Genomic DNA, 26,297 nt, shown 5'->3' on the forward strand with positions numbered 1-26,297 from the left:
CCGTTGCGGAGCGAATTCAATGCGAGCCTTGACCGTCACCACATGTTGAGGACGAGGCGGGCCTCGTCGCTCATGCGCTCGGGCGACCACGGCGGCTCCCAGACCACCTTGACGTCGACCACGCCGACGCCGGGGACGCTGGCAACCGCGTTCTCGACCATGGTCGGCAGCTCGCCGGCGGCCGGACAGTTCGGCGTCGTCAGCGTCATCTGCACGTCGACGGAGCGGTCGTCCTTGATCTCGACCTTGTAGATCAGGCCGAGCTCGTAGATGTCGGCCGGGATTTCCGGGTCGAATACAGTCTTCAGCCCGGCAATGATCTCACGGGTCAGCCGCTCGGTCTCCTCCGGCGGCAGCGCCGAATGAGTCTCCATCGGATTCGCTTTGATTTCGGCCGTGTCACTCATGCGAACAAATCCCGCGCCTTTAAAAGCGCCTGTGCCAGATGATCGACTTCTTCCCGCGTATTATACATGCCGAACGAGGCCCGGCAGGTGGCCGTGACGTTGAACCGCTCTAAAAGCGGCATCACGCAATGGGTGCCGGCGCGCACGGCGATGCCCTGGCGGTCAATCACGGTGGCGACGTCATGGGCGTGCGCGCCCTTGAGCTCGAACGAGATCACCGGGCCCTTGCCGCGGGCCGTGCCGATCAGCCGCAGCGAATTGATCTCGCGCAAGCGCTCCTGGGCGTAGGTGGTGAGGTCGTGTTCGTGGGCGGCGATGCGTTCCTTGCCGACCGAATTGACGTAGTCGATGGCAGCGCCAAGGCCGACAGCCTCGACGATCGCGGGCGTGCCCGCCTCGAACTTGTGCGGGGGATCGCCATAGGTGACGATCTCGCGCGAGACCTCGCGGATCATCTCGCCGCCGCCATTGTAAGGCCGCATCGCGACGAGATGATCGTACTTGGCCCAGAGCACGCCGATACCGGTCGGGCCGTACACCTTGTGGCCGGTGAAGACGTAGAAGTCGCAGCCGAGGTCCTGGACGTCGACCGGCAGATGCACCGCGCCCTGGCTGCCGTCGACCAGCACGGGAATGCCGCGGGCGTGGGCTAGCCTGACGACGTCCTTGACCGGCACGATGGTGCCGAGGGCGTTCGACATCTGCGTGATCGCGACCAGCTTGGTCTTCGCGGTCAGCAGCTTCTCGAACTCGTCGATGAGGAAATTGCCTTCGTCATCGACGGGAGCCCATTTGATTACGGCGCCCTGACGTTCCCTGAGGAAATGCCAGGGCACGATGTTGGAGTGGTGCTCCATGATCGACAGGACGATCTCGTCGCCGTCTTTGATGTTCGGCCCGCCCCAGGACGAGGCGACGAGATTGATCGCCTCCGTCGCATTGCGGGTGAAGATCACCTCTTCGGTCCGCGCAGCATTGATGAACTGCGCCACCTTGCTCCGGCCGCCCTCATAGGCTTCGGTCGCGGCGTTCGCGAGGTAATGCAGGCCGCGATGCACGTTGGCGTATTCGCTGGTATAGGCCTGCGTCATGCGGTCGAGCACGGCACTCGGCTTCTGCGCCGAGGCGGCGTTGTCGAGATAGACCAGCTTTTTGCCGTAGACCTCCAGGGCGAGCGCCGGAAAGTCCTGGCGCACGCGGGCGACATCATAGGCGCCGTTCTTGACCGCGGGATGAGTGCTCATGACCGCCGCTCCAGCCAGCGCTCGGCGATGCCGATCACATGCTCACGCAGGCCGTCGTCGGCGATCTGCTCGATCGCCTCGCCGACGAAGGCCTGGATCAGCAGCGCCTGCGCCTGCTTCTCCGGCAAGCCGCGCGCCTTCAGATAGAACAGCAGGCTCTCGTCGAGCGCACCGGCGGTGGCACCGTGGCCGCAGGAGACGTCGTCGGCAAAGATTTCCAGCTCGGGCTTGTTGTCGGCCTCGGCCTCGTCCGAGAGCAGCAGCGCCCGCGTCATCATCTTGCCATCGGTCTTCTGCGCATCGGGACGGACGATGATGCGGCCCTGGAACACGGAATGGGCGCGCTCATCGATCACGGCGCGGAAGGTTTCGCGGCTGACGCAGTTCGGCACGGCATGATCGACCACCAGCGTGGTGTCGCCGTGCTCGGTCTTCTGCAACAGATTGACGCCATTGATCGAGAGATCGCTGCCCTCGCCCGCCAGCGTGACGAAGCCTTGCAGGCGGCTGACCGCAGCGCCGCTGGTCATGTTGAAGAAGTTGAGCTTGACGTTCGCGCCGACGGTGACGAATTGCGAGGTGATGTTCACCGCGTCAGCCGCATCGTCCATCAGGCGGATATGCGCGACGTCGGCGCCATCACCGATCCAGAGGATCACCGCATCGTTGACCTGATAGCCGCTCGCCTTCCCGGCCGCGACGAAGCTCTCGACGACCGTGGCGCGCACGCCCTTGCCAATCCGCAGATGCGAGCGGGTGAACGCGGATGCAGCAGCCGCTGTCGCGATGTGAATCACCTGGATCGGTGCAGACAGCCGCGTGCCGTCAGCCACCGAGACCACGACGCCATCCGTCGCCATGGCCGCATTGAGCGAGATCACCGCATCGGTCGCGGTAGCCTGGAGGAGATCGCCGGCGGCGGGATTGACCTCGTTCGCCAAGACCTCGCGCAGCGTCTTGAGGCTCACTTCGGATGCGAGCGCCTTGACGTCCGACAGATCAGCCGCGAACACGCCGTCAACCAGCACCAGCTTGCAAGCGCCTGCGATCGCATGCGCCTTGACGGCATCCGCAGCGCGCTTCAGCGCGGCGGCATCGGGCACGGCTGCCAGCGGCAGCACCTCGCCGACGAGCACGCGCAGATCGGTGTATTTCCACTCCTCGATCCGGCGATGCGGCAGACCGAGACGCTCATAGGTCTCGAACGCCTCGCGGCGTGCGGCGATCACGGACGGCGAACCCGGCAGCCGGCCTTCGGCGCTGGCGAACAGATCGCTCACCGCGCGGCCGCCTCCGGTCTTTGCCACAGCAACGTTCATCGCAACATTCCTTACGCGGCATCCTCGAACTGGGCGTAGCCGGACGCTTCCAGCTCCAGCGCCAGTTCCTTGCCGCCGCTCTTCACGACACGGCCCTTCGACATCACGTGCACCACGTCGGGCACGATGTAGTTGAGCAGCCGCTGATAATGGGTGATGACGACCATCGCCCGCCCCGGCGAGCGCAGCGCGTTGACGCCGTCGGCCGCAATGCGCAGCGCGTCGATGTCGAGACCGGAATCCATCTCGTCGAGGATGCACAGGCTCGGCTCAAACAGCGCCATCTGCAGCACCTCGTTGCGCTTCTTCTCGCCGCCGGAGAAGCCGACATTGACGCCGCGCTTGAGCATGTCCTGCGGGATGTTCAGCGACTTCGAGACCTCGCGGACCTTCCTCAGGAAGTCCGGCACCATCAGTTCGCTCTCGCCGCGTGCCTTGCGCTGGGCATTCAGCGCGGTGCGGAGGAAATTCATGGTGGTGACACCGGGGATCTCGACCGGATACTGGAACGCCAGGAACACGCCCTTGGCGGCGCGCTCGTCCGGGTCCATCTCCAGGAGGTCCTCACCCCTGAACAGGATCTGGCCGTCCGTCACCTCATAGCCGGGCTTGCCGGCGATGACATGCGAGAGCGTCGACTTGCCGGAGCCGTTCGGCCCCATGATCGCATGCACCTCGCCTTCGTTGACGATGAGATCGAGCCCATGAAGGATCTCGCGCTCCTCGACACGTACGTGGAGGTTTCTTACTTCCAGCAGCGGCATGACTTGTCCCTAAATCTATTCGGTTAGCTCGAGCCGCCGTTCGATACGGTCCAGCCGAAGCTTGATGGCGGCGAGGTCAGTGTGGTCGTGCTCTTGAATGGTCACAACGCCCGCAAGATGCTGACGAATGGCTGTCATCTCGACGCTCAAGGTCTGCATCCAGTCGGCCATTTTGGCCATTTCGGTGCGAATTCCCCGCAGATGCTCCAAGACGAGATTCTCCGGTTCGACCATCAGCCCACGCTCCCCTCCAGCGAGATCGAGATCAGCTTCTGCGCTTCCACCGCGAACTCCATCGGCAGCTGCTGCAGCACGTCCTTGACGAAGCCGTTAACGACGAGGCCGACCGCTTCTTCTTGCGAAAGGCCGCGCTGGATGCAGTAGAACAGCACGTCCTCGGAGATCTTCGATGTCGTGGCCTCATGCTCGAACGTCGCCGAGGAGTTCTTGGCTTCGATGTAGGGCACGGTGTGTGCGCCGCATTTGTCACCGATCAAGAGGGAATCGCAGGCGGTGAAGTTGCGCGCGCCGGTCGCCTTGCGGTGCGCGGTGACGAGGCCGCGATAGGTGTTCTGCGACTTGCCGGCGGCGATGCCCTTGGAGATGATGCGGCTCGACGTGTTCTTGCCGAGATGGATCATCTTGGTGCCCGAATCGACCTGCTGGAAGCCGTTCGAGATCGCGATCGAGTAGAACTCGCCGCGGGAATTGTCGCCGCGGAGAATGCAGCTCGGATACTTCCAGGTAATCGCCGAACCGGTCTCGACCTGGGTCCAGGAGATTTTGGAATTGGCGCCGCGGCAATCGCCACGCTTGGTGACGAAATTGTAGATGCCGCCCTTGCCTTCCGAATTGCCCGGATACCAGTTCTGCACCGTCGAATATTTGATCTCGGCATCGTCGAGCGCGACGAGCTCGACCACCGCCGCATGCAGCTGGTTCTCGTCGCGCTGCGGCGCGGTGCAGCCTTCGAGATAGGAGACGTAGGAGCCCTTGTCGGCGATGATCAAGGTGCGCTCGAACTGGCCGGTGTTGCGCTCGTTGATGCGGAAATAGGTCGACAGCTCCATCGGGCAGCGCACGCCCGGCGGCACGTAGACGAACGAGCCGTCGGAGAACACGGCCGAATTCAGCGTCGCATAGAAATTGTCCGAGGTCGGCACCACGGAGCCGAGATACTTCTGCACCAGTTCGGGATGTTCGCGGATCGCCTCCGAGATCGGCATGAAGATCACGCCGGCCTTCTTCAGCTCCGCCTTGAAGGTGGTCGCAACCGAGACCGAATCGAAGACCGCGTCGACCGCGATCTTGCGGCGGGCCGGGTCTTCCTCGCCCGCCTTGGGCTCGACGCCTTCGAGCATGGCGACTTCCCGCAGGGGGATGCCGAGCTTCTCATAGGTCTTGAGAATCTCCGGATCGATCTCGTCGAGCGAGGAGACCGTCTTCTTCGGCTTCGGCGCTGCGTAATAATACAGGTCCTGGAAGTCGATCTTGGGATAGTCGACGCGCGCCCAGGTCGGTTCCGTCATCGTCAGCCAGCGCCGATAGGCTTCGAGCCGCCACTGGAGCATCCAGGCGGGCTCGTTCTTCTTCTGCGAGATGAACTTGACGGTATCCTCCGACAGTCCCTTGGGGGCCTTGTCGGACTCGATCAGGGTCTCAAACCCATAACGATACTGGTCGACGTCGATGCGCTTCACGCGCTCGACCGTCTCTTGTACGGCTGGCATTCCATCCTCCGCTCGCGGTTTCAAGGACCGCGGTGGATCAAATTCGGACGAGTATTACGATGTTTTCTGGCCGAAGGCACGTGCTTAGAACCGTTCAAGCCGTGTTTCGTCGCTTAGCTCTTAAGTAGGGTATTGGCCAGCTTTCGCCAAGCCTCTAGCGCCCTATTGATGTCATCTAGTTCCGTGGACCAGCCCAGACTGAGACGCACCGCTCCCTGGGCCACGGTGGCATCGTACCCCATCGCTGACAGCACGTGGGACGGCTGCACCTTGCCCGAGGAGCAGGCTGAGCCGGAGGACACAGCAACCCCTTCGAGGTCGAAGCCGATCACAGCGGTCTCGGCCTTCAGGCCCGGCGCCGTGAACAGAACCGTGTTCGGCAAGCGCTCCACGTCATCCGCAAAGACCGTGGCGCCCGCCACGCCACGAAGACCATTTTCCAAGCGATCTCTGAGGGTTGCCATACGATTTGTATCTTCCGGGAGAGCCTGAAGCGCGGCCCTGACCGCCGCACCGAAGCCGGCGATGCCTGCGACATTCTCGGTTCCGGCGCGGCGGTTCAGCTCCTGCCCGCCCCCCCGCAGCACCGGCTCAAGCCCGGTGACGCCCTCGGCGACGACCAGTGCGCCGGCGCCTTTGGGACCGCCGATCTTGTGGCCCGAAAAAGTCGCAAGGTCGGCGCCTACCGCGTTGATACTGAACGCAATTCTTCCGAGCACCTGGATCGCGTCGACATGCAGGAGACTGCCGGCCCCGTGAACGATCCGCGCCGCCTCTGCAACCGGTTGCAGCGCGCCGGTCTCGTTGTTGGCGGCCATGAGCGAGACCAGCGCCGGCGGGCCATTGCCGAGCAGCGCCCTCAGATGATCGAGGTCGACCACGCCAGCGCGTGTGACGCGGATCCGGCTGATTTTGTCCGGCGGGAACCGACCACCCGCCAGCGCCGAGGCGTGCTCGATCGCCGAGACCAGCAGCCGCTCCACGGGGCCACCCAACGGGCCGCGCAGGCCGGGCGACAGCGCCAGCGCGTTGGCCTCGGTTCCGGCGGAGGTGAAGACAACGTTCCGCGGCAGCGCGCCCGTGCCCGCCGCGAGCGTCGCCCGGGCTTCCTCGACCAACCGCCGCGCCTCGCGCCCCTCGGCGTGCACCGAGGACGGGTTGCCGACCAGCTCCCAGGCGGCGAGCATCGCCGCCCGCGCCTCAGCGCGAAGCGGCGTGGTCGCATTCCAGTCGAGATAAACGCGGCGCGGCATTAGTAATATGTTACCTTATAGCACGGGCCCGTTCAGGCCGTCTCGCCGACCGACATGGGCCGCCGCCACGCGCTTGGCAACCGCGATTTGCGAATCCGCAGGTTGCGATGACGGCGCCATGACACGCTAACATCTTGAGCCCGTTGGCTGATGTTCAAGATGCTTGCTTTTTGCCCCGCAGCCTATGTTAGAACGCGGCCGTCAAGTCACCGTGCGCCGTTTGCGCATCACCGCGAGGCGCACGCCTTCTCACCCCCTCATTCGCGCTTTCGTCGGCGTCGCCGCCGATGGGGCCACAATCGGTTGATTGCTGAGGATCGTCTCTCCAGGAAATCAATCAAGAGATCATCGATGCCCGAAGTTATTTTCGCCGGCCCCGCTGGCCGCCTCGAAGGCCGCTATCACCCGGCCAAGCAGAAGAACGCGCCGATCGCGATGATCCTGCATCCGCATCCGCAGTTTCACGGCACGATGAACCATCAGATCGTGTACCAGTGCTACTACGCCTTCGCACATCGCGGCTTCTCGGTGCTGCGCTTCAATTTCCGCGGCGTCGGCCGCAGCCAGGGGTCGTTCGATCACGGCACCGGCGAATTGTCGGATGCGGCGGCAGCCCTCGACTGGGCGCAGACCATCAATCCCGAAGCACGCGCCTGCTGGGTCGCCGGCTTCTCCTTCGGGGCGTGGATCGGCATGCAGCTCCTGATGCGCCGCCCCGAGGTCGAAGGTTTCATCTCGATCGCGCCGCCCGCCAATCTCTACGATTTCTCGTTCCTGGCGCCCTGCCCGTCCTCCGGGCTCATCGTGCATGGCGAGAAGGACGCGGTGGTGCCGCCGAAGGATGTCAACACGCTGGTCGAGAAGCTGAAGACGCAGAAGGGCATCGTGATCGACCAGCAGGTCATCCCCGGCGCCAACCACTTCTTCGACGCCAAGCTCGAGCCGCTGATGGAAACCATCACCGCTTATCTGGACATGCGCCTCGCCAACGTGCGCTAAGCCAGCTTGAGCGCGGCGATCCCCGTCAAGACGAGCGCGATGCCTGCGAGCTTCATCGCGCTCAAATTCTCGCCGAACAGCATGACGCCCATCACGAAGGTGCCGGCAGCGCCAATGCCGGTCCACACCGAATAGGCGACGCCGACCTCGAGCACCTTCAGGGCGCGTCCGAGCAGGAAGACGAAGGCTGCGAGCAGCACCAGGGAAGCGATGCTCCAGCCGACGCGCGTGTAGCCTTCCGCGTACTTCATCGAGATCGCCCAGCCGACATCGAGTGCGCCTGCGATCAACAGCATGAGCCACGCCACAGATGATGACATCGCTCAGGCCGCGAGCTTGAGCAGGTGCGCGTCGTGCCGGACCAGGAAGGCGCGCAGCAATTGCGGATAGTCCGCGCCGACCGCGGCGCGCACGCTCGGGCGCTTTGCAAGCTCGGCGCGCCAAGCGCGCACTTTCGGCACATCGCGGAAGATGCCATGATCGGTCAGTTCGTCGAACAGGTCGAAATAGCGGAACACCGGCGCGAACACCGCATCGACCAGGCTGAACGCCTCGCCTACGAAGAATGGGCCCGCGCCAAGTGCGGCCTCGACACGCGTGAACTTCGCAACCAACGCCTGGCGCTTGCTTTCAAAGATCGCAGGATCCGTCGTGGTCTCAAGTCCCCAGAGATCGCCAAGGATCGCCGAGCCGAACTCCATCCAGGCGCGGTGCTCGGCTCGTTCAAGCGCATCCGTCGGATGCAGCTTGGCGCCGCCTTGCGTCTCCTCGATGTACTCGCAGATCACGTTGCTCTCGAACAGCGCGACCTCGCGCTTCTCCATCGTCACCACCAGCACCGGCACTTTGCCGAGCGGCGACAGCTTCAGAAACCACTCCGGCTTGTTGGCGAGGTCGATGTCGACCCGCTCGAACGGGACCCCCTTCTCGTTCAGCGCGATCACGGCGCGCTGCACATAGGGGCAAAGCTTGTGGCTGATCAGCTTCAGTGAAGCGGGCGTATTGGGAGACGACGTCATGGCGATGATCCCGGCGGTTCGATGCAACTGCATCAAGATAGATGCACTTGCATATATCCGTCAAGATCAATGCATCTGCATCAACCAGCTGTGACGTCAGGGTCTGGCGATCACCCCGCCGGTCATCGGCATCGGCACGCCCGTGGTGGCCGGGTACGACAGCGGCAGGCCCTTCAGGCCGCGCGCGGCAAGGAAGCCGAAGGCCTGCGCTTCGATGGCATCGGAGGCCCAGCCGAGGGTCTCGGCGGCTTCGACGGCGGCCGCCCCCACCCGCTCGCGCAGCATGCGCAGCATGGTGAGGTTGCGGGCGCCGCCGCCGCAGACGATCCAGCTGCGTGGCCGCCGCGGCAGCAGCGGGATGATGCGGGCGATCGCCGCCGCGGTGAAGGCGGTCAGCGTCGCCGCGCCGTCGGCCGGCGCCACGTCGCCGAGCTTGAGTGCGGCAAAATCGTTGCGGTCGAGCGATTTCGGCGGCGGGGCCGCGAAGAACGGCAATTCCAACGCCCGCGCGATCCAAGCTTCATCCACCTTGCCGAGCGCGGCGAACTTGCCTTCCGCATCGAACGCCTGGTTCATGGTGCGGTACATGAAATCGTCGAGCAGCGCGTTGCCGGGCCCGGTGTCGCAGGCGATCAGCGTGTCGTTGCCGTCGATATAGGTGATGTTGGAGACGCCGCCGATATTGACCACGACGATCGGCCCTTCGCGCTCCAGCGAACTGGCGAGCGCGCGGTGGTAGACCGGCACGAATGGCGCACCCTGCCCGCCGGCCTCGACGTCGGCGGCACGGAAATCATGCATCACGGGGATATGGATCGCCCTGGCGAGAGCCGGCGCATCGCCGATCTGCACCGTCATCCGCTGCTCGGGACGGTGCAGCACGGTCTGGCCGTGGAAGCCGACGATGTCGATGTCCTCCGGCCGCATCCGGTTCTGGGCGATGAAGGCGGCGACCGCCTCGGCATGCGCCTGCGTCACCACGCGCTCGGCGTCGGCCAGAATCCCCGGCCGGGCATTGCGTTGCTGCAGGTGCACGGCCTCGCTCAGCGCCTGGCGCAGCAAATTGCGCTCGGCTGGATTATAGGGCCGGTAACCCGATGGTCCGAACGCCTTCACCTGCCTGCCGTCGGTTTCGATCAGCGCGACATCCACCCCATCCAGCGAGGTGCCGCTCATCAAACCGAGTGCCGTCAACATCATGGGATCAGCGTCCTCAAAACACCCCTCCGGCATGCCGATCTTGTGCCAGAGGGACACATCTTATAATGCCACAGGCCAAAGTGGCGGGCAGCAATCGAGTTCCTCCCGGAAAATCCTTAAATTGCTCCCAAAACGGTAAACCAAGACTTGTCAGGCACGCCGACAGATGACTGCATTCAAATCGGATTTCCTCAACACCCTGCAGGAGCGTGGATTCATCCACCAATGCTCCGATTTCGAGGGGTTGGACGCGCTCGCCGCCAGGGGCGAGGCAACGGCCTATGTCGGCTACGATTGCACCGCCCGCTCGCTGCATATCGGCAACTACCTGACCATGATGATGCTGCACTGGCTCCAGCAGTCCGGCAACAAGCCGATCACGCTGATGGGCGGCGGCACCACCATGGTCGGCGATCCCTCCGGCAAGGACGAGACGCGCGCGATCCGCACCGTCGCCGAGATCGAGGCCAACAAGGAATCGATCCGCGGCGTGTTCGCAAAGGTGCTGCGCTATGGCGAGGGCAAGAGCGACGCCATCATGCTCGACAATGCGGAGTGGCTGACGAAGCTGAACTGGATCGAGATGCTGCGCGACGTCGGCCGGCATTTCTCGGTCAACCGCATGCTGACGATGGACTCCGTGCGGCTGCGTCTCGAGCGCGAGCAGGAGATGAGCTTCATCGAGTTCAACTACATGGTCTGCCAGGCCTACGACTTCGTCGAGCTCGCCAAGCGCACCGGCTGCAAATTGCAGATGGGCGGCTCCGACCAGTGGGGCAACATCATCATGGGCGTCGATCTCGGCCGCCGCATGGGGACGCATCAACTGTTCGCGCTGACGACGCCGCTGTTGACCACCGCCTCGGGCGCCAAGATGGGCAAGACCGCGCAGGGCGCGGTCTGGCTCAACGCCGACCAGTGCTCGCCGTATGATTTCTGGCAGTACTGGCGCAACACCGAGGACGCCGACGTCGGCAAGTTCCTGAAGCTGTTCACGACGCTGCCGATGAGCGAGATCAGGAAGCTCGAAGCGCTCGGCGGCTCCGAGATCAACGAGGCCAAGAAAGTGCTCGCCACCGAGGCGACCGCGCTGCTGCATGGCCGCGATGCCGCGAACGAAGCCGCCGAGACCGCGCGCCGCACGTTTGAGGAGGGCGCGCTCGCCGAAAGCCTGCCGACGGTGGAAATTCCGCACGGCGAATTGGACGCGGGCCTCGGCGTGCTCAACGCCTTCGTCAAGGCGGGCCTCGTCGCCTCCAACGGCGAGGCGCGGCGCCAGATCAAGGGCGGCGGCCTGCGCGTCAATGACGAGCCTGTGACCGACGACAAGATGGCGCTGTCAGTGGCACATCTCACGGAAGGCGTGATCAAGCTGTCGTTCGGCAAGAAGAAGCACGTTCTCCTCAAGCCTGCATAGGCTTATGAGCTTTTCGCCGCTTGTCAGGGCGCACGGATGCGCGCTCCCTGACCGGCAATGGATCAGAACACGCCCAGGGAGATGAGCCGGGATGGCGCTGCGGCGACGCCGCAAGGCGCCGTGCGCATCGCGCTCACCGTGCTCGCGCTCTGCTTCACGCTGGCAGTGCTCGGCCGCGGGCTCGGCGACAGCTTTACGGTGTTCCTCAAACCGATCGCCGAGAGTTTTGGCTGGGACCGCGCGCAGATCGTCTCGGTCTATTCGCTCACCTGGCTCGCGAGCGGCCTCACCGCCCCCTTCGTCGGACGGCTGTTCGACCATTCCGGACCGCGCATCGTCTATGCGCTCGGCCTGCTGCTGCTTGGCGCTGCGTTCCTGATCGCGGCCCATGCGCAACATCTCTGGCAATTCCAGCTCTCGATCGGCCTCTGCGTTGGGATCGGGATCGCCTTCATCGGCATCGTGCCGAACTCGATCCTGCTCGGCCGCTGGTTCGGGCCGCGCCTGCCGACCGCGATGTCGGTGGTGTATTCGGCAATGGGCGGCGGCGTGCTGGCGCTGCTGCCGGCCTCGCAGCTCCTGATCGATCATATCGGCTGGCGCGACACCTACCAGCTGTTCGGCTTCGCCGCACTTGGCCTGTTGGTGCCGCTATTACTGCTGCCGTGGCGGCTGTTCGCCGCGGGCTCGCCGCATGTCGTGAAGAAGACCGATCCTGACTTCGTCGACAACGGCTGGACGCTGCTCGGCGCCATGCGCCACCACGCCTTCTGGGCCCTGTTCTCGACCTTCTTCTTCACCGCCGTCGGCATGTACGCAATCGCCGCGCAGATCGTGGCCTATCTGATCGACGCCGGCTTCCCGCCGCTCCAGGCCGCGACCGCCTGGGGCTTTTCGGGCGTCGTCCTCGTGTTCGGCATGCTCGGGGTCTCCGCGCTCGACGGCCTGATCGGGCGCCGGCCGTCGGTGCTGCTGAGCTACGCGATTTCGATCCTCGGCATCGCCCTGCTCTGGCTGTTGCAATATTCGCCCAACATCCTCCTGCTCACCGGCTTCGTCGTCTGCTTCGGTAGCATGATGGGCTCGCGCGGCCCGCTGATCAGCGCGACCGCGATGCGGATTTTCCAGGGCAAACGGGTCGGCACCATCTACGGCACCATCTCGATCGGCAGCGGCCTCGGCTCGGCGTTCGGCTCCTGGAGCGGCGGCCTGATCCACGATGCGACCCACGGCTACAACGCGCTGCTTGCGTTCGCACTTGCGAGCGTCGTGCTCGGGATGATCCCGTTCCTGGTCGTGCCCGCCTTGCGGCGCTAGGTTTCGCAGGAGTAACCTGGGCGCATTCGCGTCACCGGGAAATTACGGACGGGCACGACGCGAATGCGCGCAAAAATCCGAATCGCACGCGGCTGAAACCGCGGCCTGCGGTGTTTTGTCCGACATGACGAAAATGTCAGCGTGAAATTTATTCCGGGTGGCTTGCGAGGCGGAACCGAATGCGCTCCAAGTCGCGCATTGGATGGAGGGCACAAACCAATGGACTTTCCCTATCTCGTTCGCTTTCAACCGGTTCTCTTGAGCCTGTTTCGCTTCATCACCGGCCTGCTGCTGTTCCAGTACGGTATGACCAAGATCTTCCACATTCCGCAGGTGGCCATGTTCGCGAATCCTCCACCGCTGATCTGGACGGCCGGCCTGATCGAACTCGTGCTTGGCGCGGCGTTGATGATCGGACTGTTCACCCGCCTCTCGGCCTTCATCCTCTCCGGCGAAATGGCGTTCGCCTACTTCCTTGGTCACGTGTTCCACATCTCCAAGGAAGGCCCGCCGGTGTTCCTGCCGCTGCTCAATGGCGGCACCGCCGCAATCCTGTTCTGCTTCGCGTGCCTCTACCTGTCGTCCGCCGGCGGCGGCTCGGTCAGCGTCGATGCGGCGATGGGCAAGAAATAATGCTTCGATCGGCGCCGCGTTGGCGCGATGCTGACGCGCACAATTGACACGCAGGCAACAGATGGCACCGGCAACTCTGCCGGTGCGGCCTAGCGCGAGCCCAGCACGTTCCAGATCAGAACGAGGGCTGCTGCGAGCAGCACGGACATGATGAGGCGGTGAACGAATCGGTTCGTCGTCATCCCACCAGGCTCGATCACCACCAGAATCTGTTCACCTCTCCCGCTTGCTTGCGGGAGAGGCCGGCGTAGGCGGCACTTGGCCGCCATTCAAGAGCGCCGACGCTTCGCATCGGCTGCCAAACCCGATCGCGTAGAACTATGACGAAAATCGCTCGCTCCTACCGCCGCGCGAGGCTGCACCCGCTCGAGAGCTGACGGGTCGGTGCGGTCGAGCCGTCGTTCGACTGCGACGGGAATTCCTCGAACGGCGAGTTCTGCTTGCCGGTGTTGAACTCCATGATCTTCCGGGTCACCCCGGGAAAAATCGCCGAGATCGGATTGACGCGCATCACGGGGGCGGCCGGCGTGCCGACGACCTCGTAGGTCACGCCGATCAGTCCCTCGTTGTTGCCGCCGCCAAGGAACAGCCCGAGCACCGGGATTTGCCCGAACATGTTGTTCAGCCCGTACATCGGCACGAAGGTGCCGCTCATGCACACCTGGTTGCCGGGATAGTCGATCGAGCCCTCGATGGTGGCGCCGATCATCGGGCCCTTGACCACGCCATCGCGGATCGTGAGCGCGCCGTTCTGCCGGGTGAATTCGGCACGAAGCGCGCTGAACGAGACGCCGTTCCCGGTGCCGCTGGGCGCACCGGCGGCGACGCGCTCGAGCTGCGCCTCGCCCTTCACCGTGAAGTCGCGCACGTTGATGAGGCCCTCGCGCGAAGTGTTCGGCTCCGACGTCGGCGGCTCCATCGCCACCACCATCTGGCCGCCGACCGCCTTGGTGTAAGTGTCGGTGAAACGCAGCAGCGCCCCGGCATTGTTGGTCTGGAGGTAGATCACCTCGCGGCTGCCCTGGGCGCGGCCGCCGCGCAGGTCGGCAGCGACCGGCGAGTCGTTGCCGATTTTGCCGCTGAGGGTGAAGGCCTTGATGGCGCCGGCGCGTTTCGACATCTTGGCGTCGAGGCTGCGCATCGCCTCGCCGTTGAAACCCAACACGGCGCCGAGCTTCACGTCGATGTCGAAATCGACGTTCTTCATCTTGTTCTTGGCGTCGTCCTTGGAATTGCCTGAGATCGCCGACTTCAGGAAGCCGCGGCCGTCGAACACGTCGCCGCGCATCGTGCCCTTGATCACGCCGTCCTGACCGCGCTCGACCTTCAGCGACGCCTTGTCGCCGTCGGACGGCGAATAGGTCGGAAAGTTCGCGTTCATGAGGTCGCCGTTCGCATCGACCTCGAGCGAGCCCTTGATCGAAGCGCCGCCGCCTTCGATGACGATGTCCTCGAGGCGCGTCGACTGCGCCGTCGGCACGACCTTGAAGCTGGCTTTGCCTGACTTGCCCGGCAGCTTGACCCAGCCCGGCAGGATGTTGTCGAGCTTGACCGAGGTCAGGTCGGCCTCGATGCCGAGCTTCGTCGTCTGCTCCGCGCCGCCGGCGATCTTGCCAGACAATTTGATCGGCAGCGATCCACTGACGGCGGGACTGAGATCGAATCCGAGGCGCGCGCGGCTCGCATCGTCGAGCGTCGCCTGCAACCTGACGTCCGCATCGCCTTCAGCCGGCTTGCGATAGTCGAGCGAGGCGGCCTGGCCGCCGATCTTGACGTCGCCCTTGACCTGATAGCCCTGGTTGTTGGCCGATATCTTGAGGTTGTTGGCTTCCAGCTTCTGGTTCATCACCAGCTTGTCGGCTGAGAAGCCGTTGAGATCGGCGGTGACCGCATAGACGGTATCGGCCTTGGTCAGCTCGCCCTTGACCGGCAAGCCAAGCTGGATGTTGGCTGTGAACGTGCCCTTGCTGGTGTTGGGGTCGACGACCGTCGCGGAGAGATCGCTCAGGCGATCATTGGCGAGCATTTCAGCCGCCGCCGGCACCGGACCGTCGACACGGAACCTGGTGCGCGAGGGCGAGGGCTTGGGCGCCATGTCGGGCACCTCGAAGACGAAGTCGGAGATCGTGACCTTGCGGCCGGCGGGTGTATCCGCAATGCCCTGCCCGATATTCACGGTCGCGGTGCGCCCGGTGACGCGCGCCTTCAGATCGGCATCGTGCACCACAGGCATGCCGTCGACGGGGCGGACCGCGACGCCACTCGCCACGATGTTGACTGACAGGCCGTCGTCCGGAATCGGCGGGCCCTTGCGCGGCAGGTTCCTGGTCGGCGAATTGATTCCAATCTCGATGCGCTGCAGCGTACCGCGCTCGATCCGCTCGATCACCCATTCGCGCAATTCGGGAACGACGAGCGTCGGCCACATCCGCTTCAGCGCGGAGGCCGACATCGGCGTTCCCGCAAAGCCCAGGGTCAGCCGCGGCTCGCCCGAATAGTCGATGGCGCCGGTGCCGGCGACGCCAATCTCGCCATTGCTGATGTCGGCCTGCGTCAGCACCATGCGCTTGTGGTCGGTGTCGAAGCGGAAGCCGATCGCGATGCGGTTGAAGACGAGCGGCGGCTCGTTGTCGATGCCGCCCAGCAGAATCGAGCCGCCGCTGAAGCCGAGCTGCCAGTCGTTGACGGTGCCGTTGGGCGGCTCGAGATGGGCCAGCAGCGTCAGGCGGTTCGCACCCGAGAGGATCTTGAACGGCGCGACCAGCACCCGCCGGTTGGCGTCCCACTCGATACTGATCTCGGCCGCGTCGATCGCCATCGGATAATCCGGCGTATCGGTATCGATGATGTTGCCGGCGCCGATTGCGATCTTGCCGCGGAAGAAGGTCGGCACGCCGTCGCGGCCGAGCTCGCCCTTGAGCTCGCCGGTCAGCGGCAGATCGGCGGTATAGGTGAGGTCCTTCAGCCGCAGCGCCAGCAGGATGTTGGCGGTCGAGACCTTGTCGGCCTTGATGTCGACCGAGCGCACGCCGTTCTCGGCGGGGCCGATCGTGGCACGTAGCGACCACGGATTCGCGCCCTCCTCGCCGAGGCTGAGCGTGACGCCGCCACGGCTCGGCCGGCGTAGGCTGAGCGTGATGTTTTCAAACGACCATTTGCTGCCGCGCTGCTGATCGTCGACGATCAGATTGCCGTTCTTCAGACCGATCTCGTTGAGGTTCTGGCCATCGAGGCCGGTCATGCTCAAACTGTCGAGCCAGTCGAGGCCTTGAAGGATGCCGCTCTGCGCGGTCGTCTGCGGCGCAGCTTGCGGTGCATCCGGGGTTGCGGGCGCAGTCGCGAAGGGCGGCGGCGGGACGCCGCCACGCGGGAATGTCGGCGGCAGGCCCGCGTCCTTCTTGGACGCGACGCCGGTTGCGAGCGGCTTTGCGGTATCGCCGGCCGACACGGTGACGGTGCCGTCGGGCGCAATCCGGATCGCGAGTTCGGCATCGACGAGATTGAGGCTTTCAGCGCGCAGGTGCCCCATCAACAGGCCGGCACCGGACAGTTTCACCTCGGCCTTGGGCGCGCTGGCGACGATGGCTTGGTCCTTGTCGCGCACGATGATGTCGCGGATGCGGACAGCGATGCGGATCCGCCCGGCCCGCTCGATCTGGGTGCCGCCGACCTCGACCGTGTTGCCGTGGCCGATATTGTCCTCGATGGCGGCAGCGAGCCACGGGGTTGCGATGTCGAGATTGATCGGTCCGGCGCCAAGCCGCCACCACAGCGCGCCAAAACAGCCGACGAAAATGACGGCGAGAGCGCTGACGACGATGGCAAGCCGCACCAGCCAGCGGCCGCCGCCGAGCCGGCGACGCAACAGTCCGAACCCGTCACCGAAGCGAGGGAAGGCCGAGCTGGAACGCGACAGCAGCCGGCGCGCCCGATGGCCCGCCGCCGCTTCCTGATCCGGATCCCAGTCGGCGTCGTCCCATTCCTGCGGCTCTGTCTGGCCGCCGCGCCGATCGAAATCCCGGTTGTAATCCTGGGGCGACGTATTCCTTGCCATTGCCTCTCGATACAGGCGCCCGTCATAGGATTGAGCGCCGCCGGGACCGCAGCCGTCCACCGGAAGCGAAGCTCCCTGCGCCGGCACTGCCGCCATACCTCGACTATTCCTGCTGTTCGTCATTTCGCCCCGGGAGCGCGTTCAACGAGCAGTGGGGTGGTGGTGCGTGGAATTCCTTGTAACCATACTCCGGCGTCGTCAGACTTGCCCAGCCGAGGGCGATTCCGGCACACCGGACGAGAGCTGCAATACCGCTTCGGTTGACCCGCCGAAAGCGTCGAAAGGAAGGCGTATGTCCAAGAAATCCCGAAAGAAATCGTCCAAGACGCCCTCCGGCGGTCCCACAGCTGAAAAGAAGGCCCCGATAACGCGGGCAGCGACTCAAACAAAGTCCGCGAAAACACAGCGGACACCGGCGCGCAAATCAACTGCGACCACAGCAAAAGCAGGATCACATAAGGCCGCATCGAAACAGTTAATTTCCACCAAACCGGCGGCCGCGGCGAAGCCTGGACTCACCAAGGGCCAGAAGGCCCCCGCCTTCCGCCTGCCCCGCGACGGCGGCGATGTGGTCTCGCTGTCGGATTATGCCGGCCGGAAGCTCGTGCTGTTCTTCTATCCCCGCGCCGACACCCCCGGCTGCACCAGGGAGGCGATCGACTTCACCCGGCTGGCCGACGACTTTGCCAAGGCCGCGACCGCCGTGCTCGGTATCTCCGCCGATCCGTTAAGGGCGCAGGAGAAGTTCCGCGACAAGCACAAGCTCGGCGTTCCCTTGATCTCGGATGAGCAGCACGAGATGCTGCAGGCCTACGGCGCTTGGGGCGAAAGATCCATGTACGGCAAAAGCTTCCTCGGGATTCTTCGCACCACGGTGCTAATCGGAAGCGACGGCAGGATCGCCAGGATCTGGCGCAATGTCCGGGTCGATGGCCACGCCGACCAAGTGCTCGAAGCGGCAAGAAGTCTTTAACCAGCCCGTTAAGTTCTAGCGGTTCCGTTTCCGGAAAATTAACCATGAGCGGCCCAGATTGCTGCGGCAATTGAGCCGCAAGGAACCCATCCGACCGGCGCGGGAGTGCCGATGTCGAAAAGTTCTGCCCAATACTCGCAGTACCCCCAACATCATCCTCGCGACCACGGACGGGTCCTTCATCGCCGTTCTGCTGCCGCGATGACAGCCGCAATTCCCCTCGCCCCCGCGGCGGACGACGCCTACACCATCGTGCATCACGGCAAGCAGGTCCGGCTCGGGCCCGTGGTGTTCTGGATCGTGGTTGGCACCGTCGTGCTGCTCGGCCTGTGGTCGGCGGCAACGGCCACCTATTTTGCCTTCCGCGACGACGTCCTGACGCGGCTGATCGCCCGCCAGGCCGAGATGCAGTACGCTTATGAGGACCGCATCGCCGAGCTCCGCGCCAAGGTCGACCGCACCACCAGCCGGCAATTGCTCGATCAGGAACAGTTCGACCAGAAGCTCGACCAGATCATGAAGCGCCAGACGGCGCTGGAGTCCCGGGCAACGGCGCTTGGCGCCATGCCCGACGTGACCGGATCGATTCCGCGTGGCGCCCCGCAGCGCGGCGACGCCAGTCAGGGCACGCCAAAGCCGTCGCCGATCAGCGACACCGTGATCTTCGTGGCGCCGCCGGACCGCGAGGCGCGCCTTGAGTCGCGCGCGCCGGCCACGATGGCGCCGCCAACCAATCAATTCGCCAAGAACCAGGGTTTTGACAACGTCCTGGTCCGGCTCACGAACTCGCTCGACCAGGTCGAGCGCCGCCAGATGGCAGCGCTCAGCGCCGTCGAGGACGGCATGGATTCCCGCATGCGCCGGATGCGCGGCGTCGTCAGCGATCTCGGCCTCAATCTCGCCAGCCTCGAAGCCGCCGTACCGCGCTCCGCGATGGGCGGACCTTTTGTGCCGGTCAAGCTGAACGCCAATGCCGGGCCGTTCGAGAAACAGCTCAACCGCATCAATATCAGCCGGGCCGAGATGGACCGTCTCAACCGCACGCTGGCGCTGGTGCCCTACCGCAAACCCGTCATCGGCGAGGTCGAGTTCACCTCCGGCTTCGGGGTCCGCAGCGATCCCTTTCTCGGCCGTCCCGCGATGCATACCGGGCTCGACTTCCGCGCCGCCACCGGCGATCCCGTCCGCGTCACCGCCAACGGCAAGGTGGTCTCGGCCGGCTGGTCCGGCGGCTACGGCCGCATGGTCGAGGTCGATCACGGCAACGGACTGTCGACCCGCTACGGCCATCTCTCCGAGATTAGCGTCAGGGTCGGCGAGGTCGTGAAGATCGGCCAGGTGGTCGGTCTCGTCGGCTCGACCGGCCGCTCCACCGGTCCGCATCTGCACTACGAAACCCGGATCGACGGCGAAGCCGTCGATCCGCAGAAGTTCCTGCGCGCCGGCGTGCGCCTCAGCGCGGGCTAGGCCCGCGCGCTTTGCTTCCGCCGGATGCGGCCCTTAGCGCCGCCCGCCGCCCATGCCGCCTCCGGGACCGCCGAATCCGCCGCTGCCCATTCCACCGCCGGGACCCATGGGGCCACCGGGCGCGCCAGGACCTCCGGGTGAACCAAGGCCACCGGGACCTGACGGGCCGCTCGGCCCCGTCGGTCCGGGACCGTTCGTCGGGCTGGGGCCAGATCCCGGCGCCCCCGGTGCGCCCCCGGGTGCCGGAGACTGGCCGCCGCCCTGAATGGTGCTGCCGCGATCGGGATGCAGGATCGAGCCGCCCGGCGACCGCGCGGGGCTGCCGGCGCCGCCCGGTGCTTGCGTCGGCGAGCCCGGGAATTGGCCGACCGGCCGCGCCGAATCGAGCTGGAGGCCGCGCGAGCGGTCGAACACGCCGTTCACCACCATGCGTGCTTCGCCGGCCGCGGGGCCGAAGCGCGAACTGTCACGGGCAATCAGTCCGGAGCCGAGCTGGAGGTTTGCGCCCGACCGCTGCACATAGGCCTCGATCGACAGCCGGCTCGCGCCGACGAGATCGGAGAAATCGTCGATCCGTGTGCGCGTGGCCTGCATCATGCCCTGGCTCGCGCTGCCCTCGATCTGGACGCGCTGGCCAACCAGCAGGGGATCGACGCCGTTCAGCTTCAGCCCGCCGATATGCAGACCGTTTGCTCCGCGCTCGACGAGGCCGGTCACGCGCGCGGCCGCATCGCGGCGCGGCTCGACCAGACTGGCGACGATGACACCGTCGGTCCGGCGCAGGCCGTACACGGCCACTTGCGCGCCTGCCCGCAGCTTGCTCTCCTTGCCGCTCGTCACGACCTTCTGACCGAGCACCGTCAGCTCGTTGCCCTTCATGGATTCGATCGGGCCTGCGACCTCGCTCGCAATGGTGATGTTGCGCGTCACCAGCGTGCCGTCGGCCTGTCGGGCTGCGACCACGCGCGCGAGCTGGCCGATGCGCAGCGCCTTGGCGCTGGCCGCCTCGCCGTCGATCCGGACCGGAACGTCGGCCGCATAAGTGACGCGCTCACCGTTGACGTAGATGCTGCCGAAGCGCTGGATTACGCCGACGATGCCGGTGCCGCCGATGCCATGGTCATCGCCGCGCGTGAGCCCGGTGCCGCCGATGCCCTGGTCGGTGCCGCGCCCGCTCTGCGCACGGGCGATCGCCGTGCCGGCGAGCCAGAGTCCGGTCAGCAGCAGGCGACGCGAGATCAGCGGCGGCGGGCTCATGAGGAGCTGCCCTCTTTGCCCGCCTCTTTGCCGGCTTGCGTCGCCTCACTCTCTTCGTCGGCCTCCTCGCTGTAGATGTAGATGCCGAAATTCCAGCGGGCGTCACCGCCCTTGTCCTTGGCGAGCGCGCGGTTCGCCTCGCGGTTGGCGGTCTTCAGCGCGTCCATCGCCAGCTCGCGCGAGCGCGCCTCGAGGCGCTTCGCCAGCTTCGGCGAGATATTGTTGTAGTGCACCGCGCGTTCGAGGAAGCGCGGCCCAGCCGAGACGTTTTGCGCCGCCGCCGCGATATGGTCGTGCAGATTGCGGCCGAGATAATGCCATTTGCTGTCGTCCTCGCCCGATGGAACGAAGGCGGCCTCGACCAGCTCGATCTCGTCATTCTCGTTGATGCTGACGAGCTTGCGGTCGATCCATTCGTCGAGCACCGCGCGCGGGCGCACGTCCTTGGTGACGGAGGCGACGAGCTGCTCGAACGAGGGCTCATCGCCTTCGGCCGTGCGCGGCAGCGCCAGCGGCTCGCCCTTCGCGTCGGTGAACTCGGGCGCGGCGAGCCAGCGCGAGATCACGGCGCTGGTCAGCGACACCGCAGCCGGCGCCTCGTGCACGGGCGCACCGGCGCCGCGCAGCCGCGCCACCTCCTTGCGATGGATCCCGGTGAGCAGGCTGACGCGGCTGTCGGTCTGCTCCTTTCCCTCCAGCGCGAAATCGTGCTCGGCGACGTTGACGAACAGCTCGCGCAGCAATTGCGCCAGCGCCGGAAAGGTCATGCCGCTGCGGATGCAAAGCCGCACCAGCGGGCGCAGCAGCCGCGCCAGCGGCGCGTGCAGCTTCGCGGCGGCATTCGGCTGCGGAGCCGCTGCTTTGGACCCGGACTTGGCATTCATGTCCGAATTGTACCGGTGCAACGCGTGGGACACAATCCCACTTTTTCCTACTTGCTGATTGACGTGGTAAATTTTCCCACATATACGGAACACCACTGAGGGCGTGACTTGAAGGAATATTGACCATGGCCGACCGCTTGGCCCGCATTTCCAGTGCAGCGCGTGCTGTTCCGATGTTCGAGAGCCGCCGCGGCCTGATCGAGCCGATGCTGCCGGCGCTCGTGCGCGGCGTGATCTTCATCTCGGTTCTGGCCGCACCGTTCGTCGCAGCGCTGCTCGCGGGCTGACCGCCATCATGCATCACACCCAGGAAACCTTGCAGAAAACCCCGCGCCGTCCGTCGGTGCTGCACATTTTCAAGATCTACTATCCCGACCTGTTCGGCGGCACGCTCACGGTGATCCGCGACATCTGCGCCAGCCTGAAGGACGCCTTCGCTTCGGCCGTGCTGGTCTGCTCGCAATCGGCCGAGCGGCGCCACATCGTTGTCGACGGTGTACCGGTCGAGCGCGTGCGCTCGTTCGGCAACGTTCTGTCGCTGCCCGCCGCCCCCACCTATCCCTGGCGCCTGTGGCGTAGAATCGCCGAGCACGATCTGCTCGCGCTGCACGCCCCCTTTCCGCTCGCCGACCTCGTCCTCGCCTTCGGATTTGGCGCGAGGCGGCCGCTGGTGGTGCACTGGCACGCCGACATTGTCAGCCATGCCGGCCTGCGCTGGTTCATCGAGCCCCTGATGCGGCGAACGCTGCGCCGCGCCAAGGCGATCATCGTCTCCGACCACGTGCTGGTCGAGAACACGCCCTTGCTGCGCGAATTCGAGGACAAGTGCCGCGTCGTGCCGTTCGGCATCGACACTTCGGGTTATGACTGGCCGAAGATCGAGCCGCACCATGTCAACGATCGCGGCCGGCTGGTGCTCGCCTGCGGCCGGCTCGTGCCCTACAAGGGCTTCGACGTGCTGATCCGCGCCGCGGCTGCGCACAATTTCGAGGTCTGGATCATCGGCGAGGGCGTCGAGCGGCCGCGGCTTGAGCATTTGATCCGCGAGCTCGGCGTCAGTGACCGCGTCCGCCTGCTCGGCTCGGTCAACGATTGCGAGCGCATCAAGCTGATGTGCCTTGCCGACGTCTTCGTGATGCCGTCGGTGACCAACGCCGAGACCTTCGGTCTCGTCCAGCTCGAGGCCATGGCCGCCGGCCGCCCCGTCGTCAACACCGCGCTCGACACCGCGGTGCCGCGCGTCGCCCGCCACGGCATGGAGGCGATCACCGTGCCGCCCGGCGACGCCGAGAAGCTCGGCGAGGCCATCGACACCCTGATCCGCGATCCCGAGCGGCGTCGCCGCATGGGACTTTCGGCGCGCACGCGCGCGCTCAGCCGCTATTCGGCCACCGCCTTCAGACAGGGCATGGAAGCGGTTTACCGCGACGCCGTCGCCGCAGCCGATAAGGAACGATCGAAGCTCCCCGAACGGGCGCAGGCAGCCGGTTGGCTGGACACCGTCAAGATCGCGGCGGCGCTGGCCTGGTCCGACATGCGCCACCGCTATGTGCGCTCGCTGCTCGGCCCCTTCTGGATGTCGCTCCAAATGGCGATCGTAGTCGCGGTGCTAGGCTCGGTGATCGGCCAGATGTCGAACGGCAGCATGCTGGCGCGCCTGCCGATGCTGGCGCTGTCGATGACGGCCTGGACGTTCCTCAACAGCGTCGTGCTCGATGCCACCACGGCGCTGCAGAATTCCGCGAGCCTGATCCGCGACCGGGCGCTGCCGCCGGTCGTCTTCCTGCTGCAATGCACGTTCCGTCAGGCGCTGTTCGCGCTGCATAATGCCTGCGTGCCACTGGTGCTGTGGCTGATCCTGTCGTCCCACGACCTCTCTCACGCGCTGGCGGCGCTGCCCGGCCTCCTCGTCTTCGTGGCCTGCACTTTCGCCCTGAGCCTCGTCCTCGGCGCCATGGCGACGCGCTACCGCGACCTCAAGCCGATCATCGAATCCACCCTGATGCTCGCCTTCCTCGCCTCGCCCGTGATCTGGTCATCGGACATGATCAATCACCGCTCCGCCGTGATGCGGCTCAATCCGCTGACGCATCTGTTTGCGGTGTGGCGCGAGCCGCTGACGGGCGGCCATGTCGATCCCGTCAGCATTGCCTACGTCGTCGCCGCGCTGGCGCTCCTGACCGTTGCGAGCGTGCTGACGGTCATCCACCTGCGCAAAGCGGCTTTCTGGATCTGACGCATGGTCTCGGTCAAGCTTCGCAACGTCTGTCTCGATTATCCGCTCTACGGCGCCTACGACCACTCGCTGAAGCGGCGGCTGCTCGGCCATCTCATTCGCGAGCCGGGCCAGATGCGGATCATCCGCGCCGTCGACAATGTCACGATCGAGGCCCAGGCCGGCGCCCGCATCGGGCTTGCCGGTCCCAACGGCTCCGGCAAGTCGACGCTGCTGCGCCTGATCGCCGGCGTCTATCCACCGAGCAGCGGCAGCATCGCGGTCCAGGGCAACGTCGTGCCCCTGCTCGGCCTGAATGCCGGCGTCAACCTCGACTTCGTCGCCGAGGACAATATCGCGCTGCTGCTGCGGATCAGCGGCCGCAAGCCGACCCGCAGCGTGATCGACGAGATCTGGGCCTTCACCGAGCTCGAGCCGCGGATGCAGCGCGTGCCCTTGCGGATGTTCTCATCGGGCATGCTGATGCGGGTGCTGTTTGCGACCGCCACAGCGTTTCCGGCCGACATCCTGCTGCTCGACGAATGGCTCAGCGTGGTCGACGAGCACTTTGCCGAGAAGGCACAGCGGCGGCTGTTGAACCTGGTGTCGCAGGCGGCGATCGTGATCATCGCCTCGCATGACCAGATGCTGCTGCGCCGCACCTGCTCCAGCATCATCAACCTCGATCACGGCCGCATCGCCTCGACCGTCACGGTCCAGCCGCCGGCCACGCACACCTTAGAGCTCCGCGAGAAACGCGCATGAAACAGAACATTCTCGTGGTCTCCGAGTCACTCGGACAACCCAATCACAAGCGCGGCATCTTCCACTTCACCCGGGAATTGGTCCGTTCGCTCGCCTCGGAAGGCCACGAACTCACGCTGCTGGTGGAGACCTCGAAGCGTTACCGCAAGCTATGCCGGCGCGAGCGACGCACCAGGCTGTTTCCGGCGCAGTCGCGCAATATCGAGCTGCTCGCTCTTTACCGCTTCCTCGACGAGATCAACGTGAGCGGGCCGGTGACACTCAGCGGCACGGCTCGCAAGTTCGACTGGCTCCGCCACAGGGCCGGCCTGTTGCTGTCGCGGGACAATATCCTCTGCCTCCTGCGCGCGATCGGCCTGCGTGGCCTGAGCGCGCAGCTGATCGAGAACCGCGCTGCCGCGCTCGAATACATTCCGCCGGATCTGAGCCACCTCGAACTGTTCCGCGACTTCCAGCTCGAGCCTGGATTCTTCAATTATCAGGACTCCTCGGCCTTCTTCCTGCTGCCGCCGCCGCGGATCGATGCGCGCGACTATGACCTCATCGTCGTGGACACCCCGACGCGCATCGCGATCAGGCGCAAGCCGAACGCCAAAGTGATCTGCGTGGTGCACGATTTGTTGCCGCTCACCGACCTCAAGCTCAGCGACATCGCCACACGGCAGTTTTTGGCGCGAATCCGCACCAGCCTGCGTCAGGCCGATGAGCTCGCCTTCGTTTCAAACTATAGCATGATGCGGTTCAGGGAACTGTTGCCGCAATTTGCGCACCTGCCGGCGCGGGTCGTGTATCCCCGCACCCGGTTCGACGCCCCGGATGTCCTGCACCTCCCAGCCCCGTCGGGCCGTCCGGGGCGGCCGAGCTTTGTCGTGATCGTCTCGAACGAGCCGCGCAAGAACGTCGCCATCGTCATTCGCGCCTTCCGCAACATCCCCCAGGCCGATCTCGTGGTGATCGGCTATGCCGGCCAGATCAGCCGGATGCGGAGTCTTCCGAAAAACATCCGCTTCGCCGGCTACGTCGACGAGCATGAAAAAGCCGCGCTGATCGCGGAGGCTCATGGCGTGATCATGCCGAGCCTCGCCGAAGGTTTTGGCATCCCGATCATCGAAGCACTCGCTGCCAACACGCCGGTGCTGTGCTCGGACATCGCAGTGTTCCGCGAGGTCGCGGGCGACCTCGCCGATTATTTCGACCCGTTCTCGACCGAAGCGATCGCAGCCTCCGTTACCCGCGTGCTGACGCGGCAGGAGGAGTGCCGCGGCAAGATCCGCGCAAGGCGCCACGAGCTCGCCAAGCGCTTTGGCTACGAGACCCAGGCTCGCGATTTCCTCGGCCATGAGCTGCCCAGAGAACGGCTGGCCGCGGCACAATAGGCGT

General features: G+C 65.3%; 23 protein-coding genes. 10 read left to right on the forward strand and 13 right to left on the reverse strand.

The window, feature by feature from the left end:
* Nucleotides 1-35: 35 nt before the first annotated feature.
* The 7 genes from JJB99_RS20565 to JJB99_RS20595 all read right to left on the reverse strand — a co-directional run bounded on the left by JJB99_RS20565 (nt 36) and on the right by JJB99_RS20595 (nt 6,717).
* Nucleotides 36-407: an SUF system Fe-S cluster assembly protein gene (locus JJB99_RS20565; protein WP_018641712.1), complete on the reverse strand. Its 372-nt coding sequence runs from the start codon at nt 405-407 to the stop codon at nt 36-38.
* Nucleotides 404-1,651: a cysteine desulfurase gene (locus JJB99_RS20570; RefSeq protein WP_200494155.1), complete on the reverse strand. Its 1,248-nt coding sequence runs from the start codon at nt 1,649-1,651 to the stop codon at nt 404-406. The genes JJB99_RS20565 and JJB99_RS20570 overlap by 4 nt, the downstream gene beginning before the upstream one ends.
* Nucleotides 1,648-2,970: a Fe-S cluster assembly protein SufD gene (sufD, locus tag JJB99_RS20575; RefSeq protein WP_200494156.1), complete on the reverse strand. Its 1,323-nt coding sequence runs from the start codon at nt 2,968-2,970 to the stop codon at nt 1,648-1,650. The genes JJB99_RS20570 and sufD overlap by 4 nt, the downstream gene beginning before the upstream one ends.
* An 11-nt stretch (nt 2,971-2,981) precedes the next feature.
* The gene (gene sufC, locus JJB99_RS20580) at nt 2,982-3,734 is read right to left on the reverse strand and encodes a Fe-S cluster assembly ATPase SufC (protein ID WP_200494157.1); all 753 of its coding nucleotides are present in this window, start codon (nt 3,732-3,734) and stop codon (nt 2,982-2,984) included.
* Between the two features lie 15 nt (nt 3,735-3,749).
* On the reverse strand, nt 3,750-3,968 hold the full coding sequence (locus JJB99_RS20585; RefSeq protein WP_200494158.1) for a hypothetical protein: 219 nt from the start codon (nt 3,966-3,968) through the stop codon (nt 3,750-3,752).
* Nucleotides 3,968-5,464, reverse strand: a complete 1,497-nt coding sequence (gene sufB, locus JJB99_RS20590; protein WP_200494159.1) for a Fe-S cluster assembly protein SufB — start codon at nt 5,462-5,464, stop codon at nt 3,968-3,970. Before sufB ends, JJB99_RS20585 begins: the two co-directional genes overlap by 1 nt.
* 113 nt (nt 5,465-5,577) lie before the next feature.
* On the reverse strand, nt 5,578-6,717 hold the full coding sequence (locus tag JJB99_RS20595) for a cysteine desulfurase family protein (protein WP_200494160.1): 1,140 nt from the start codon (nt 6,715-6,717) through the stop codon (nt 5,578-5,580).
* Between the two features lie 351 nt (nt 6,718-7,068).
* On the opposite strand from JJB99_RS20595, the gene JJB99_RS20600 reads away from it, so the two are divergent.
* The gene (locus JJB99_RS20600) at nt 7,069-7,716 is read left to right on the forward strand and encodes an alpha/beta hydrolase (RefSeq protein ID WP_008143006.1); all 648 of its coding nucleotides are present in this window, start codon (nt 7,069-7,071) and stop codon (nt 7,714-7,716) included.
* Here the strand turns inward: JJB99_RS20600 and JJB99_RS20605 are convergent.
* From JJB99_RS20605 to JJB99_RS20615, 3 genes are all read right to left on the reverse strand, one after another.
* Nucleotides 7,713-8,036 carry a DMT family transporter gene (locus tag JJB99_RS20605; RefSeq protein WP_200494161.1) on the reverse strand — a complete coding sequence of 108 codons (324 nt, stop codon included), beginning with the start codon at nt 8,034-8,036 and terminating at the stop codon, nt 7,713-7,715. The two genes, JJB99_RS20600 and JJB99_RS20605, sit on opposite strands and share 4 nt — an antisense overlap.
* A 3-nt stretch (nt 8,037-8,039) precedes the next feature.
* Nucleotides 8,040-8,735: a glutathione S-transferase family protein gene (locus JJB99_RS20610; protein ID WP_200494162.1), complete on the reverse strand. Its 696-nt coding sequence runs from the start codon at nt 8,733-8,735 to the stop codon at nt 8,040-8,042.
* 96 nt (nt 8,736-8,831) lie between these two features.
* Nucleotides 8,832-9,935 (reverse strand): anhydro-N-acetylmuramic acid kinase, encoded by a 1,104-nt coding sequence (locus tag JJB99_RS20615; protein ID WP_200494163.1) that lies wholly within the window; start codon nt 9,933-9,935, stop codon nt 8,832-8,834.
* A 166-nt stretch (nt 9,936-10,101) separates the two neighbouring features.
* Between JJB99_RS20615 and tyrS the strand changes: the two genes are divergently transcribed.
* The 3 genes from tyrS to JJB99_RS20630 all read left to right on the forward strand — a co-directional run bounded on the left by tyrS (nt 10,102) and on the right by JJB99_RS20630 (nt 13,302).
* The gene (gene tyrS / locus JJB99_RS20620; protein WP_200494164.1) at nt 10,102-11,352 is read left to right on the forward strand and encodes a tyrosine--tRNA ligase; all 1,251 of its coding nucleotides are present in this window, start codon (nt 10,102-10,104) and stop codon (nt 11,350-11,352) included.
* Between the two features lie 57 nt (nt 11,353-11,409).
* The gene (locus JJB99_RS20625) at nt 11,410-12,669 is read left to right on the forward strand and encodes an MFS transporter (protein WP_200494165.1); all 1,260 of its coding nucleotides are present in this window, start codon (nt 11,410-11,412) and stop codon (nt 12,667-12,669) included.
* Between the two features lie 219 nt (nt 12,670-12,888).
* Complete coding sequence (locus JJB99_RS20630) at nt 12,889-13,302, forward strand: DoxX family protein (protein ID WP_200494166.1); 414 nt, start codon at nt 12,889-12,891, stop codon at nt 13,300-13,302.
* A gap of 340 nt (nt 13,303-13,642) precedes the next feature.
* Here the strand turns inward: JJB99_RS20630 and JJB99_RS20635 are convergent, their stop codons facing one another.
* Nucleotides 13,643-17,452 carry a YhdP family protein gene (locus tag JJB99_RS20635; protein WP_200494167.1) on the reverse strand — a complete coding sequence of 1,270 codons (3,810 nt, stop codon included), beginning with the start codon at nt 17,450-17,452 and terminating at the stop codon, nt 13,643-13,645.
* Nucleotides 17,453-17,648: 196 nt separating this feature from the next.
* Here JJB99_RS20635 and JJB99_RS20640 point away from each other — a divergent pair, with 196 nt between their 5' ends.
* Together JJB99_RS20640 and JJB99_RS20645 are read left to right on the forward strand one after the other, a co-directional pair.
* The gene (locus tag JJB99_RS20640) at nt 17,649-18,329 is read left to right on the forward strand and encodes a peroxiredoxin (RefSeq protein ID WP_200500229.1); all 681 of its coding nucleotides are present in this window, start codon (nt 17,649-17,651) and stop codon (nt 18,327-18,329) included.
* 111 nt (nt 18,330-18,440) lie between these two features.
* Nucleotides 18,441-19,796: a M23 family metallopeptidase gene (locus tag JJB99_RS20645; protein ID WP_200494168.1), complete on the forward strand. Its 1,356-nt coding sequence runs from the start codon at nt 18,441-18,443 to the stop codon at nt 19,794-19,796.
* Between the two features lie 33 nt (nt 19,797-19,829).
* On the opposite strand, the gene JJB99_RS20650 is transcribed toward JJB99_RS20645, so the two are convergent.
* Both JJB99_RS20650 and JJB99_RS20655 read right to left on the reverse strand, forming a co-directional pair.
* Nucleotides 19,830-21,053 carry a DUF5666 domain-containing protein gene (locus JJB99_RS20650; protein ID WP_200494169.1) on the reverse strand — a complete coding sequence of 408 codons (1,224 nt, stop codon included), beginning with the start codon at nt 21,051-21,053 and terminating at the stop codon, nt 19,830-19,832.
* The gene (locus tag JJB99_RS20655; protein WP_200494170.1) at nt 21,050-21,937 is read right to left on the reverse strand and encodes a DUF6502 family protein; all 888 of its coding nucleotides are present in this window, start codon (nt 21,935-21,937) and stop codon (nt 21,050-21,052) included. Before JJB99_RS20655 ends, JJB99_RS20650 begins: the two co-directional genes overlap by 4 nt.
* Before the next feature lie 125 nt (nt 21,938-22,062).
* Here JJB99_RS20655 and JJB99_RS20660 point away from each other — a divergent pair, with 125 nt between their 5' ends.
* From JJB99_RS20660 to JJB99_RS20675, 4 genes are read left to right on the forward strand one after another with little or no spacing between them, the layout of a single operon-like run.
* Nucleotides 22,063-22,224 (forward strand): hypothetical protein, encoded by a 162-nt coding sequence (locus tag JJB99_RS20660; RefSeq protein ID WP_200494171.1) that lies wholly within the window; start codon nt 22,063-22,065, stop codon nt 22,222-22,224.
* Nucleotides 22,225-22,232: 8 nt separating this feature from the next.
* On the forward strand, nt 22,233-24,173 hold the full coding sequence (locus JJB99_RS20665) for a glycosyltransferase (RefSeq protein WP_200494172.1): 1,941 nt from the start codon (nt 22,233-22,235) through the stop codon (nt 24,171-24,173).
* Nucleotides 24,174-24,176: 3 nt separating this feature from the next.
* Entirely contained in the window at nt 24,177-24,917 is a 741-nt protein-coding gene (locus tag JJB99_RS20670; RefSeq protein ID WP_200494173.1) for an ABC transporter ATP-binding protein, read from the forward strand.
* Nucleotides 24,914-26,293 carry a glycosyltransferase family 4 protein gene (locus JJB99_RS20675; protein ID WP_200494174.1) on the forward strand — a complete coding sequence of 460 codons (1,380 nt, stop codon included), beginning with the start codon at nt 24,914-24,916 and terminating at the stop codon, nt 26,291-26,293. The genes JJB99_RS20670 and JJB99_RS20675 overlap by 4 nt, the downstream gene beginning before the upstream one ends.
* Nucleotides 26,294-26,297 lie beyond the last annotated feature (4 nt).

Origin of the sequence: Bradyrhizobium diazoefficiens (assembly GCF_016616235.1) — a bacterium.
In the GTDB taxonomy this organism is placed as follows: domain Bacteria; phylum Pseudomonadota; class Alphaproteobacteria; order Rhizobiales; family Xanthobacteraceae; genus Bradyrhizobium; species Bradyrhizobium diazoefficiens_H.